Raw genomic sequence first — 13,531 nt, 5'->3', positions numbered from 1 at the left:
CACGCAACCTCGGCAATCAGATTTCTAAATTCATCAGCCGCCCACAGCGGCCTCGAGCAGGAGCCTCCCCCATGCTGAGCTGGGACGAATTCGACAAAGAAGACGCAGCCGAACCCGCCAAAGGCGCCAACGCCGGCCACGCCAGCGAAGCTGCGATGGACAAGCTCGACAGCGCCGGCGGCGCCGCCGCCCAAGAAGCACGCGCCGCCAGCGCCAGCGACTCCGCTGCCGTAGCCCGCGCCAAGGCCGCGCTGAACAAACTCGACATCGCCGAAGGCCTGGCCGAGCTCGAAGGCTCCGCCGCCCGCGTCGCCGTCGACGAAAAGCGCATGATCAACTGCCGCGCCGACCTCAACCAACTCGTACCCTTCAAGTACGACTGGGCCTGGCAGAAGTACCTGGACGGTTGCGCAAACCACTGGATGCCGCAAGAAGTCAACATGAACGCCGACATCGCCCTCTGGAAAAATCCGGAAGGCCTGACCGACGACGAACGCCGCATCGTCATGCGCAACCTGGGCTTCTTCAGCACCGCCGACTCCCTGGTCGCCAACAACCTGGCCCTGGCCGTGTACCGCCTGATCACCAACCCGGAGTGCCGCCAGTACATCCTGCGCCAGGCCTTCGAAGAAGCGATCCACACCCACGCCTACCAGTACTGCATCGAATCCCTGGGCATGGACGAAGGCGAAATCTTCAACATGTACCACGAGATCCCATCGGTCGCTAAAAAAGCCGCCTGGGGCCTCAAGTACACTCGCGCCATCTCCGACCCGGAATTCAACACCGGCACTGTCGAAACCGACAAAGAACTGCTGCGCAACCTGATCGGCTACTACTGCGTACTCGAAGGCATCTTCTTCTACTGCGGCTTCACCCAGATCCTCTCCATGGGCCGCCGCAACAAGATGACCGGCGTCGCCGAGCAGTTCCAATACATCCTGCGCGACGAATCCATGCACCTGAACTTCGGCATCGACGTGATCAACCAGATCAAGATCGAAAACCCACACCTGTGGGACGCCGAACTCAAGGAAGAAGCTTCGCAGATGATTCTGCAAGGCACCCAGCTCGAGATCGAATACGCCCGCGATACCATGCCTCGCGGCGTGCTGGGCATGAACGCGGCGATGATGGAGGACTACCTCAAGTTCATCGCCAACCGTCGCCTGTCGCAGATTGGGTTGAAGGAAGAGTATCCAGGGACTACCAATCCGTTCCCTTGGATGAGCGAGATTATGGACTTGAAGAAAGAGAAGAACTTCTTTGAGACTCGGGTTATTGAGTATCAGACGGGTGGGGCTTTGAGCTGGGATTGATGGTTGGTCCTGCTTAGCACTGCTAGGAAAAGGCCGCCTTTGGGCGGCCTTTTTTTGTGCCGGGAATTCAGGGGGTTTTGACCCATCGGCCGCGCAAGATGCTCTTCAATTCATCGAGGGACAACGTCATGTCGCGCTTACGATGGACCACTGCATGACAGTTGGCGCAAAGCGTCACAAGATCTGTTTCCGGGTTGACGGCTTTTTGGCCACCGAAGTCTGAAATAGGTACTACATGGTGAACATGGATGAAGGCTTTCGCGTGGTCACCATAAGCCTGTTCGAAATTGAAACCACACGCTTTGCAGTCCAGCCCATGGATCGCAATAGCCTTCACCCGCAAATCTTTGCGGCGCTCGTAGCGCGTTCCGAAGTAGCTTGTCTTGCTGCCTTCGTTCGCGGATATGAAGGTCAACGGATCATCCTGAATATCCGGTACATCCGGCTCAACCTGAGCAGGCAAAAGCGTCGCGTGGCTCAGGATCCGATCATAATCAGCCTGAGAGACAGGTCGGACTCCATCACGCCAATAGTTTTTTAGACGGCTCGTAGGGACAGTTTCTAGATATTCGCCCCCAGTTTTTGACGGTACTGCCCTTTCAAAAGGAGTGAAGTTTTCGATCAGTGCGAAAAGATCACCTTTCTCGCTGCTTTGGTCGGCGTACACCTTGCCGATACGTGCCATACCAAAATAATGCGGCTCGCCGCTAAGGCGCGTAGGGGCAAATGCTTTGTCCTTAATGCGTCCCTTGTAGTAGATCACTTCGGCGCCGGTGGAAAGCCAGGGGCGGTAGCGCTTTGGAAAATGGTAAACGGAACCTGTCTCGTCTTCCCATTGCGATGTGTCGTTCTCAACGATGACTACGGGCATTCCATTTCCTCTCACGTGGTGGCAAAAGCCTACCAAAGATGAGGAAATTTCCTACAAGATATTGGGAGCTACTTCGCACCAGCGCGGCGATGGCTATCTGGCGTCGAGAGGCCATCATTTTACTGGACGTGATCCATGGCCTAGTCTCGGTGCTTGAGGCCGATCGAAGCGCGGCAGTTTCGGAATTCGACACTTCCCTGCCTATACGGCCAGCACGCACGCTCTTTCATGCTGCGCGGTTGAGGAACGACTGTCAGTGTCACTTCCTTTGGGGCCGCGTTCGCTGGGTAAGGATCGCGGCCAGTTCGGAAGGTAACGACGTTGTCAGCACCTCTGGGAACGAAGTTGTGATCGTTGAAGACGGTTTGCCGGGCGGTATCGGATGGTAAAGGTAGTTCGGATGATGCTCGAGATCGAGAGGACTCGAGGTCTTGCCTCGAAGGCATTTCACTTACCTGACGCGTTTCCTCGACTCTAGAGTTTGATCCGATCGGCTGTTTGTATGTTGAGTCAACGCTTAGGGGCCTATTGATCAGTAGGAACGCACCTATTATGGCTACGCCTCCAATCACCAGACAGGTGACCGTGTAGACGACGCTATGCTTGTGACGTCTCCGAAGGACTCGTTCCGGGGCATCGTTAATGTCAGCTTTCATCCATTCTCCTGCTCGTCCTTGGGTAGGTAAGAATCTTCATGCCCTAATAGCTCATCTTAATTGAAGCATATCAAGGGGATGGTGAGCGATTGCGACTGGCCACTATCGACCCAAAGCTGCTCTTCACGAAAGGCAAGAACCGACCATAAGCAGTCGACGGCAAGCGGCGTACCGGCACGGAGCGGCACACAAACTGACAACATCACCATGGTCCCCACCTAGGGAACTAAAGCGTCTGGGTATCATGGGCAATGACTTTTCGATTGAGGACAACGCGGACAGATTAGCTACTGAGTGCATCACTGCTTGATTTAATTTCAAAGATTGATGTGGCTGGGAGGTGCGCGCCCAGCAACGTCAAACTTTTGATCTTATCGCTTCTTAGCTTGTGTGGCGTTTACAATCCAACTGGCCATGAAGGCGAGAGGTGTAACGAATGCTCCAAGAACTAACTTCTTTCCCATTTCGCTCTTTTGAATCTTGGAAGCAATCGAAGGGCTGACCCTGTAGTAATAAGCTATGAATGCCTGACCGAGCTTGTGCTTTTGAAGGATTTCATCCCTGAACGACCTCAACACGAGAACCTTTGGATGGTCAGAGCTCCCTGTCGCTGCTGTTGCAATGAAGCAACCTGATTTTGCAGGTGGTGCTGTATTTACTTGAACGCCAGCCGCATTTGCTTTCGAGATAAGCGAGGTTCTTAGCTGCGACAGGTAGGATGTGGCTTCAGGCTCATCTTTTAAATAGTCCATATGCTCTGATGAGTGAGAGTAAAAGGAATCTACGGCAGCTATGATGGACTTCAAGGAGGTTTCGTTTTCATTCAACGAAATCGATTTCTCCAAAAGCTTAATTGCTGCGATGCGTTTGGGGATGAAGCCCTTCGCAGATAACCGTGCGAATCCTTTCTGAGCTACACGATGGAGCAATGCTGAGCCGCCTGGAGGCATTGGCACCTTGTGGTGATCGATAATTTTTTCTTTGTGACTGGCTTCCAGGCTTTTAATAATGTCTGCGTAGCAGTTTTCTATAATCGACTGAATGTTTTCAATGCTGAATCTTGGCGTGTGATTTTTAAAGCCTCGATCTAGACTGAAGAGAACTTCTTCAACTTTAATGGTGTCGTCATCAACCATCATTGCAGCAGCAGATAGGCCTTTAATAAGCCAAGCCTCTGACTCGGTGGGATCGGCTTCGATTACTGAGGAGCTGTATTTATAAGAGTCTCTATAGCTACTTGCAAGAAATGAGGAGCTTGCCAAGTCTTTTAAAGTGTTGATATCCATTTCTCGATTCCATCATAAACGCTAGGGGTCAGGTCTGCGAACAGAGGCAGGGCGTCCTGCATTGCAGTGATTTCATTCTGGCATCATCGCTGAACGTCTTTCAAAGATAAAGGAATTTGGCATCGCTGCCCTCCGAAAACTAGGCTAGGTGCTGCTTGCCATGGTCAGTTCTGTAGATTTCAAAAAAGCGTTTGACTGCGAAGTTGTGCACTACGGGCTTCTGACTTCGCTTGTCATACCCGCGATGATCTGGGCTTGCTGTGACGATGAATGCAATCTCATCGCCGCTGGTAATGAGCTGGAAGTGATACCTGTTGCATGCGGCTGAATTTCCCAGTTCGCTGAGCGGCGCTGAATGCTGGTCGTAGGGAAATGGCAGGCTGAGTCGTCGGGACTGTCAGATTTTTTGTGTGCGGGGCGTTAACGGCCTGCCGCCAGGCAGGCCGTGCTTTTACCAGGTCGGCCTGATAAATCGATCTCCGTACAGAATCGCGAATTGATTCATCGCACTCTTCCAATCATGGGCCGCTGAGCCCCAGTTTGCCGTGATGTTGCGTAGCCCAAGCCAGATCAGTTTCGTCGCCGCATCATCGGTCGGGAAGTGGCCGCGGGTCTTGATGATCTTGCGCAGCTGAGCGTTGATGCTCTCGATGGCGTTGGTCGTGTAGATCACTTTTCGGATCGCTGGCGGGAAAACAAAGAATGGAATCACTCGATCCCAAGCCCGACGCCAAGCCGCCACTACTGTTGGATACTGCTTGCCCCATGGCCCGTTTTCAAACGCATCGAGGGCTTGCTCAGCCGCTTCGGCGGTGACCGCCTGATAGATCGGTTTGAGCGCCTTCGCCAGTTCGCGACGTTTATCCCAAGCCGCGTAATCAAGGCTGTTGCGGATCAGATGAACGATACAGGTCTGCAATGTCGTATCCGGGAACACGGCTCCAAGGGCTTCTGGCATGCCTTTGAGGCCATCGGTGACGGCAATTAGTACGTCTTCGACGCCGCGTGTCTTGAGGTCGTTAAAAACCTTCATCCAGAACTTCGCGCCTTTGGTATTTTCTATCCAGATGCCGAGGATATCGCGCGTTCCGTCGGGCAAAACGCCTAAGGCCAAGTAGATCGCCTTGTTGCGAACTAGCCCTTCTTCACGGATCTTGACCCGCAGGGCATCGAAGAAAATCACCGGATACATCGGCTCTAGAGGCCGCTGCTGCCATGCGCCGATCTCGGCCATGACCTCGTCGGTTACCGAGCTAATGAAGTCGGGCGAAACGTCCGTACCGTACCGCTCGGAGAGGAATGCACGGATTTCTCTGACCATCATTCCACGGGCATACATGGCGATGATCTTGTCGTCAAAACCGGTATAACGGCGCTCGTGTTTGGGGATCAGGATGGGCGCGAAACTGCCGTCCCGGTCGCGCGGAATATCCAGTCGGATGGGGCCATCTCCGGTCAGAACCGTCTTGCCACTTTTGCCATTGCGCTGGTTGGTCTCATCCTCGGGGCGCTGCGCGCCCGGCGGATAGCCCAGGTGATGGCCGAGTTCGGCACCCAGAGCTCGCTCGATCAAAGCCTTCTTGAACGCCGCAGAGGCGTCCTCGATGGCTTCCGCGGTCATCATCCCCTCGCTGAACTGCTCAAGCAGTTCTTTTGGGATTTTCGGTAGCTTCCGTAACTCGGGTTTCTTTTTGGTTGGCATACATGCACCTCTTACTCATGTTATGCCCGAACACAAAATTTCTGACACCCCCGAGGCAGTACGCTGGGCTAATGACATACCCAACTTACCCCAGCGCTACAGCTCAGCGTATTGGCGCCGAACTAAACCGCCCCTCCCCCAACGCCCGTGCATCATTCCCCCTATCATCCCGCGCATCCAAATCCGCGCCCTTTGCCGCCAACGCTTCAAGAATATCCTTGCGCTGAAACAGCGCCGCATACATCGCCGCCGTCTGCCCTGAGTTATTACGCTCATCCGGCGCACAGTCTGCGCCGAGCAGCCGATGAGCGATGCTCACTTCACCTTTGAAAATAGCCCCCATCAGCGCAGTGTTTCCGCGCTTATCCTGACTACACGGATTAGCCCCAGCCGCCAGCAACTGCTCCACCGCCGCAGTCTGGCCGTGATAGGCCGCCAGAATCAGTGCGGTGTAGCCGCTTTCATCGCGGGTGTCCAAATCATAATGAGCCTCGATGAACGCGCCCAAACGGTCGGTACTGCCCGTGCGTGCGGCGTCGAAGTACAGTTCTCGAAGTTGCTGCCGGGTATCGGAGGGTGGTGTGTCATCGGCCAAGGCGACCGTTGCGACCATCATGGCCGAGCAGATCCAGGGAATGAAATAGCGCATTAGGTTTTGCTCCTGAAGATCACCGACCGTTGTTGCACGGTCGGTGATCGGATGCATCAGTCCTGCAGCTTGGCGGCCAACTGTTTGACCTTTTCCAAGTCGCCTTTGGCAACTTCGGTTACGCCTGTGCCATAGGCCGGATCGGCTTTGTACAGATACGACAACATGATGTTTTTGCTCTCGGTATCAGTGTCAGCCAGGGAACCGCCGAAGCTGTTGATCAGGTCCTGCTGCTCCTTGGGCGAATAGGAGCGGTACAAGTCACCCGCTTGTTTGAAGTTCTGCTCGCGCTGAATCTTCGCCTGCTGGGTTGTACCGTTCAAAGCCGTTTGGCTATAACGCGCGCTGTCGTCACTGGGGCGCGGCGCAAGACGGCTCGGCTCGTAGTTCACCCCACCGGTGGTATGGCCGCTGTTCAAGGCACCATCCTGGTTGCCATTGTTGACAGTCACCCGAGGACGGTTGATCGGCAGGCTCATGCCATTGGCGCCCAGGCGGTACATCTGGGTATCGGCGTACGAGAACACACGGCCTTGCAGCAGACGGTCTTCAGACGGTTCGATACCCGGCACCACGTTGGACGGTGCCATGGCGACCTGTTCGGTTTCCTGGAAGAAGTTGTCGACGTTCTTGTTCAGCACCATTTGTCCGATCTTCTGCTCCGGCACGTCTGGCCAGATCTTGGTCGCGTCTAGCGGGTCGAAGGCGAACTTGGCCAGGTCCTCAGGCTTGAGCACCTGGATGTACAAGTCCCACTTCGGGAAATCACCCTTGTTGATTGCGGTGACCAGGTCGTGGGTCATGTGCGCGTAGTCTTTGCCCTGGGTTTGCACGACCTGATCCGGGTCCAGATTCTTCAGACCTTGCAGGCTTTTCCAGTGAAACTTCACGTAGTGCACTTCGCCCTTGTCGTTGACGAACTTGTAGGCGTGCACGCCATTGCCGTCCATGAAGCGATAACCCGCAGGCGTGCCTTCATTGGAATACAGCAGCGTGAGCGTACGCGTCGCTTCCGGCACGTGGGAGAAGAAATCGAAACGACGGGAGTCGTCGTCGAGGTTGGTGCGCGGATCGGGTTTGAACGCGTGCACCATGTCTGGAAACTTGATCGCGTCACGAATGAAGAAGGTCGGGAAGTTATTGCCGACCAGATCCCAGTTGCCGTCCGCCGTATAGAACTTGGTCGCGAAACCACGTGGGTCACGCAGCGTTTCCGGCGAGTGGTTGCCGTGAACGACCGACGAGAAGCGCACGAACACCGGTGTGTGGGTTCCTGGCGTGAACACCTTTGCCTTGGTCAACTCACTGATGTTGCTGGACGCGACGAACTCGCCATGCACGCCGGTACCGCGGGCATGCACTACGCGCTCCGGAATACGTTCGCGGTCGAAACGCTGCAGTTTCTGTAATAGCTGTACGTCTTGAAGCAACGCCGGCCCGTTGGGTCCGGCCGTCTGTGAATTCTGATTGTCACCAACGGCGGCACCGTTGTCGCGGGTCAAGGTGTCGGCAAAAGCGGATGACGAGAATATGCCGATGGCCAATGCCGTGACCGCATACCCTGATAAGGTTCTGATTTTCATAGTGAATCCCTCACGCTTCTTATGTTATGAAGAAACCCCGAGGGTAACGGCAGCCACTAGCGTGGCTAAATTGGAAGAGCCTATCGGCCCGATAGGCAAAGATGCCTTCCAGTATTATTCAATGGATACGTACCCCTGAGTGTGGTGGGGTTCGGGTAAGTCATGGTGAACACTCACGTAAGTAGATTCGAGTTGCCATCGGGCATACGCGTAGAACGGCGTCTCGCAGCACATTCCTCATACGGAATATCAGACACAAAGTTAAGACAGTCCCCTCAACTCTCCACCCGCGCCACCGCATGTGCTCGGCAGCTTTCCAGGATCTCGTCAGCCAGCGCGGAGTCGTCCGGACAGGCTCTGGAAAGCATCAATGCGCCGACCAGATGCGCCAGTGCATTGATTCGTTCGGCCCGGGTGGTCTGCTGGGTGACCTCGTCTGCATCGGGCTCAACGGGCGTCGCTTTGGCCAACAGCCGTTCCATTCCCTGCGCGAACACTGCTTTGATCTCTTCGGGCTGCCGTGCGGCATCGGCCGACAATGCGGCAAGGGTACAGCCATCACCGGGTGCGTCGCGGTGCTCGCGCGACAGGTAGCGCTCGATCAGCGTTGCACGTTCCGCCTCACCGGTGCTGGCTTCCATCTGCGCGAAACCACACGCCGCCGCTTCGCTCATGAGGTCTGACTTGGAGCGAAAATGCTTGTAGAAACCGCCGTGGGTAAAGCCAGCGGCTGCCATCAGATCAGCCACGCTCACGCCGTCGTAACCCCGTTCGCGAAACAAGGTGGAGGCGGTTTCAACGATGTGCGCACGGTTGGCCTGCGCCTGTGCCTTGGAGACTTTCATGCCGGTGCCTATGAAATAGAGCCAGTGACAAGCATACATTGATGTCGACCAACATCAAAATGCTTGACCGTTTAGATTTCGATCATCATCATAAACCGTCACTGCCCATCCTTGCCGCGCGTCTCTCCCAGGAATGAATCCCCATGAGCAATCTCCCTACAGTACTGATCACCGGCGCCTCCAGCGGCATCGGCGCTACCTACGCACGACGCTTCGCCAGTCGTGGCCACGCGCTGGTACTGGTAGCGCGCAATCGCGAACGCCTTGACGTCCTGGCTGAACGGTTACGCGAAGAGAGCGGCGTGAGCGTCGATGTCATCCAGGCTGACCTCACCCGCGCTGAAGACCTTGCACAAGTAGAACGACGCTTGACCGAAGATGCCAGCATCGGCGTCTTGATCAACAACGCCGGCGTAGGCCAGTCAGGCGGTTTTCTGCAACAGCGTGTCACTGCTCTCGACAGCCTGCTGGCGCTGAACGTCACCGCAGTGACGCGCTTGGCGGCAGCCATCGCTCCGCGCCTGATTCAAGCGGGCGCTGGAAGTATCGTCAACATCGGCTCGGTCGTAGGGCTCGCCCCGGAAATGCAAATGACCGTCTACGGCGCCACCAAAGCCTTCGTATTGTTCCTGTCGCAGGGCCTGCAGGCGGAACTGGGCCCCAAGGGCGTCTACGTGCAAGCCGTGCTGCCCGCAACCACGCGCACCGAGATCTGGCAGCATTCCGGGATCGATATGGCAACCTTGCCGGAAATCATGGAAGTGGATGATCTGGTAAACGCCGCCTTGGTGGGCTACGACCGTCGCGAGCTTGTGACCATCCCACCGCTGCACGTGGCCGAACGTTGGGAGGCGTTGGAAGGTGCCCGTCGCCATCTGCTTTCGGATCTCCGCCAGGCAAGTCCAGCCGAGCGCTACCTGGCTTCTGCCCCTGTCGGGCAATGACCCATGAAAGCCTTTGTAATCGATCGTTACGGCAAACGTGTCATCGGCCGGATAGCTGACATGCCGGAGCCCACCCTGGCGGCCGACGATGTCCTGGTGCAGGTACACGCGGCGGGCGTCAATGCGTTGGACGTCAAGATTCGCAACGGCGAGTTCAGGCTCATCTTGCCTTACACCCTGCCGCTGATACTGGGTAATGATGTGGCAGGCACGGTGCTCGAAGTGGGCACGAACGTCACCCGCTTCAAACCGGGCGACGATGTGTTCGCCCGGGTCCATCAAACGCGTATCGGCACGTTCGCCGAACGCATTGCCATCGATCAATCCTGTGTGGCTAAAAAACCTGCGAACCTGACCATGGTCGAGGCGGCCTCGCTGCCCCTGGTGGCATTGACCGCCTGGCAAGTCCTGGTTGAAACCGCACAAGTCACGCCCGGTCAGAAGGTTCTGATCCACGCAGGATCCGGCGGTGTAGGCACGGTGGCGATACAGCTCGCCAAACACCTGGGTGCCTATGTCGCCGCTACCACCAGTACGGCCAACGTCGAGTGGGTGAAGGCCCTCGGAACCGACCAGGTGATCGACTACACGACTCAGCATTTCGTAGAGCAGCTTCACGATTACGACGTAGTGCTCAATAGCTTGGGACCAGACGTATTGGGCAAGTCCGTGAAGGTGTTGAAGCGTGGCGGCCGACTGATCTCGATCTCAGGACCACCGACTGCGGAATTTGGCGCCAGACAAGGTCTTGGCTGGCCCTTGATACAAGTAATGCGTGCATTGAGCTACCGCATTCGCAGCCAGGTCAGGCAACGGGGCATGTCCTATGATTTCGTGTTCATGCGTGCGGACGGCGGTCAGCTCGGGGAGATAGCTTCACTCCTTGAAGCCGGCGTCATCACGCCGGTGGTCGAGAAGGTCTATGACTTCGAGGCCACTGCAGATGCCCTGGCCCATGTTCGAGGCGGCCGCGCAAAGGGGAAAGTGGTCATCCAACTGCAGCGCCCGTAGCACCGTTTGGATCAAGGTGCGCATGGATGAAGTTTCTCGCAGTCAACGTTTTGCATATGGACCCATCAGGCGCAAGCGCTTAGGCTGACCCGTGCTCAGCCCGGTACGTTGGCCGGGCTGGGTTCGATGCTTCTCATCTCATTCAAAGGACTTGAAATCCGTGAAAGCGCTAATCGTCATCGATGTACAACAAGGCCTGTTCCAAGCAGACCCTGCGCCGGCCTTCGCCGCTGAAGTCATTGAACGCATCAACACACTGACGGCACGTGCCAGAGCTGAAAACGTTCCGGTCATTTTCGTTCAGCATGAACTTGCCAGTGGCGAGTTTCTGGTGCGCGGCAGTGAAAGCTGGAAAGTCGACAACCGGCTCGTGACAGCTGACACTGACCACTACGTCAGCAAGACCACGCCCGACTCGTTCCTCAGGACCGATCTTCAGCCGCTGTTGCAGCAAGCCGATATTTCACACCTGGTAGTGTGCGGATATGCGACCGAGTTCTGTGTGGACACGACGATCCGTCGTGGGGCAGGCCTGGGTTACGAGATCACATTGGTAAGCGACGCCCATACCACCCAATCCAAGGCGCATGCCGATGCAGCGCAGATCATTGCGCACCATACTGCCACGCTGCCGAGCATCAAGAGCTTCGGTGTACGCATCCAGGCACAGGAAACCGCAGCGGTCGAGTTCATTGCCTGAGCAAACGCAAATACCTTACTGCGACTTTGGAACGATAGCCTCGCTCGCTTGAAGCAACACATCCGTACATTCAACCCGAATGTACGGATGTACCGCATAGTATCCGTTCGAATCCGTCTCTGACCGGATGACCGCCAGTGCGCTTGTGGGTCAGCAAATAGTGATCAACCCTGTCGAACTCGAGCGCGTCACAGACGGCGAGGCCGTCTAGTGCGCTGTAGTTGTCGTAGACGCCTCTGGGAACCACCGCCATGCCCAGACCTTGTTCCACACAGGTCAAAATGCCTCCCCAACTCGCACATACCCTCCACTCAACGCCCTTCAATGAGTCGTCACACCAAACCTGCGCCACAGTTTGAAATGGACAACCTTTGGGCCATGCCAGAAGTTTCCTGTTGTTAAGATTCAAAGGCCCATCGTGCAACCACCGTTGCGGATAGACCAATACCGGTCGCTCGCCGGGCAACCTTTGACTGATGATCTTTGGGTTGGTCGTATTCACCGCCACCACCGCTATATCCAGCTTTCCTTCGATAACTTGTTCTACAAGTTCTGGCGAGGTAGCCGTAGCGACTTCCAATACAACCTCCGGATACTCACTTTCGAATGCTGCAGCAATGCTCGCCAACTGCGTGCTGACGAAGGAGTCTATGCTTCCCACCCTCAAAGTACCGCCGAGCTTTTTAGTGTCATTGAAACAAGACTGTGCCTCACCAAATGCCTCCAACACCTTCTCTGCATGGGCAAGCAGATGTTTACCCGCCGCACTTAGCTCAACGCCCTTGTCTCCTCTATTCAACAAGCAACACCCAACTTCGGCTTCCAGAGCCTTCATGCGGGCAGTGACATTCGATGGTACGCAGTGCACGGACTTGGCGGCTTTGACGATACTTCCCGCTTTGTAGATGGCGGTGAGCATGCGCAATTGCGAAATATCCATATACACCTCGAGTGAATCATTGATTCATTTTTTGTTGGTTGTGCGAGTCCCCTTGCCCGTGGATTCTACTGCTAATGCCAAGCTGATACCAAAAACCAAACGGCAACTTCGAAGCACCAAGTTACAAATAAGGAGCTGCGCATGTCCGGTTATTATGAAGAGATCACGAAACTTGCAACCTCTGTGCATCAGCACGGGGCGCTGAACAACGCGTTCTATGCACGTTGGATGGACGCACCCCTGCCTTTTGACGAGCTGGCCCTGTTTGCCAAGAATTATCTGGTAAGAACTTCACAAACGCCGACGATGATTGCATTGTCACTGCTGCACACCGACAACCTGTGCGCGCGTGTCGAGATCGCCAAGAATCTGTACTCAGAATATGGCTACGGCCAACCGCAAAAAGCACACATCCATATGCTCGAGAAATTCCTCACTGATCTACTCAGTCGAGTGGCTGTTGCCTACAAACCGGTGACCAAGCTGAGTGATGAGCTGATCCTGCCCAGTACCCGACAATTCATCGAGGAACAGCAAACCCTCTATACCCGCCGCCCTGACGAGCATGGCTGTCAGCGCATACTGGGGACACTGTTGGCTCAGGAGTGGTTGGCCTTTTCCATGCTCACGCGCTTGTACGAAGGGGTGCGGCACTACCAGCACCTATACGCCTCAAACGACGAGTTCCATGAACACTGCGAGTACTTTTACGTGCATATCGGCAATGCCGAAAAGGAACACAAGATACAGGCCATCCACGCTGCCACACTCGAATGCCGCAACGACGATGAATTCGTGGCGTTGGCAGACGGGTTCTATGACTTCATGACACTGACCGAGCAATACTGGAATGGCATCGCCCATGCCATGGGTTACCGTCCCCGTTAAGCAAGGGTGTCTTCTAGACCGAAGCGTGAAATATCACGTTAGAAAAGACAAAACCCCTACCTGCTTACGCAGATAGGGGTTTCGGAATTTAATCTTGACGATGACCTACTCTCACATGGGGAAACCCCACACTACCA

General features: G+C 55.5%; 12 protein-coding genes. 5 read left to right on the top strand and 7 right to left on the bottom strand.

The window, feature by feature from the left end; translation table 11 throughout:
• Positions 1–71: 71 nt before the first annotated feature.
• Positions 72–1,319 (top strand): ribonucleotide-diphosphate reductase subunit beta, encoded by a 1,248-nt coding sequence (locus IFT98_RS18795; protein WP_122476712.1) that lies wholly within the window; start codon positions 72–74, stop codon positions 1,317–1,319.
• 67 nt (positions 1,320–1,386) lie between these two features.
• Here IFT98_RS18795 and IFT98_RS18790 read toward each other — a convergent pair whose 3' ends face one another.
• The 6 genes from IFT98_RS18790 to IFT98_RS18765 all read right to left on the bottom strand — a co-directional run bounded on the left by IFT98_RS18790 (position 1,387) and on the right by IFT98_RS18765 (position 8,911).
• Positions 1,387–2,190: an HNH endonuclease gene (locus IFT98_RS18790; protein WP_192051061.1), complete on the bottom strand. Its 804-nt coding sequence runs from the start codon at positions 2,188–2,190 to the stop codon at positions 1,387–1,389.
• Positions 2,191–3,217: 1,027 nt separating this feature from the next.
• On the bottom strand, positions 3,218–4,132 hold the full coding sequence (locus IFT98_RS18785) for a CFI-box-CTERM domain-containing protein (RefSeq protein WP_192051060.1): 915 nt from the start codon (positions 4,130–4,132) through the stop codon (positions 3,218–3,220).
• A gap of 451 nt (positions 4,133–4,583) precedes the next feature.
• Positions 4,584–5,834, bottom strand: a complete 1,251-nt coding sequence (locus tag IFT98_RS18780) for an IS256 family transposase (protein ID WP_192051058.1) — start codon at positions 5,832–5,834, stop codon at positions 4,584–4,586.
• Between the two features lie 103 nt (positions 5,835–5,937).
• Positions 5,938–6,483 carry an ankyrin repeat domain-containing protein gene (locus IFT98_RS18775; protein WP_192051198.1) on the bottom strand — a complete coding sequence of 182 codons (546 nt, stop codon included), beginning with the start codon at positions 6,481–6,483 and terminating at the stop codon, positions 5,938–5,940.
• Positions 6,484–6,539: 56 nt separating this feature from the next.
• Entirely contained in the window at positions 6,540–8,066 is a 1,527-nt protein-coding gene (katB, locus tag IFT98_RS18770; RefSeq protein WP_192051056.1) for a catalase KatB, read from the bottom strand.
• A gap of 275 nt (positions 8,067–8,341) precedes the next feature.
• Positions 8,342–8,911 (bottom strand): TetR family transcriptional regulator, encoded by a 570-nt coding sequence (locus IFT98_RS18765; protein WP_192051054.1) that lies wholly within the window; start codon positions 8,909–8,911, stop codon positions 8,342–8,344.
• Between the two features lie 143 nt (positions 8,912–9,054).
• Here IFT98_RS18765 and IFT98_RS18760 point away from each other — a divergent pair, with 143 nt between their 5' ends.
• The 3 genes from IFT98_RS18760 (at position 9,055) to IFT98_RS18750 (ending at position 11,566) form a co-directional block, all read left to right on the top strand.
• The gene (locus IFT98_RS18760) at positions 9,055–9,855 is read left to right on the top strand and encodes an SDR family NAD(P)-dependent oxidoreductase (RefSeq protein ID WP_192051052.1); all 801 of its coding nucleotides are present in this window, start codon (positions 9,055–9,057) and stop codon (positions 9,853–9,855) included.
• 3 nt (positions 9,856–9,858) lie between these two features.
• Entirely contained in the window at positions 9,859–10,866 is a 1,008-nt protein-coding gene (locus IFT98_RS18755) for an NADP-dependent oxidoreductase (protein WP_192051051.1), read from the top strand.
• A 91-nt stretch (positions 10,867–10,957) separates the two neighbouring features.
• On the top strand, positions 10,958–11,566 hold the full coding sequence (locus tag IFT98_RS18750; RefSeq protein WP_342214188.1) for a cysteine hydrolase family protein: 609 nt from the start codon (positions 10,958–10,960) through the stop codon (positions 11,564–11,566).
• A gap of 70 nt (positions 11,567–11,636) precedes the next feature.
• On the opposite strand, the gene IFT98_RS18745 is transcribed toward IFT98_RS18750, so the two are convergent.
• Positions 11,637–12,506, bottom strand: a complete 870-nt coding sequence (locus IFT98_RS18745; RefSeq protein ID WP_192051049.1) for a LysR family transcriptional regulator — start codon at positions 12,504–12,506, stop codon at positions 11,637–11,639.
• A gap of 141 nt (positions 12,507–12,647) precedes the next feature.
• On the opposite strand from IFT98_RS18745, the gene IFT98_RS18740 reads away from it, so the two are divergent.
• Entirely contained in the window at positions 12,648–13,394 is a 747-nt protein-coding gene (locus IFT98_RS18740; protein ID WP_192051047.1) for an iron-containing redox enzyme family protein, read from the top strand.
• Positions 13,395–13,531: the final 137 nt, after the last annotated feature.

The sequence above is a fragment of the Pseudomonas sp. CFBP 8770 genome, assembly GCF_014841705.1.
Taxonomy (GTDB): domain Bacteria; phylum Pseudomonadota; class Gammaproteobacteria; order Pseudomonadales; family Pseudomonadaceae; genus Aquipseudomonas.
Note: the sequence above shows the minus strand (reverse complement) of the source record. Positions and strands in the feature narration are given on the sequence as shown.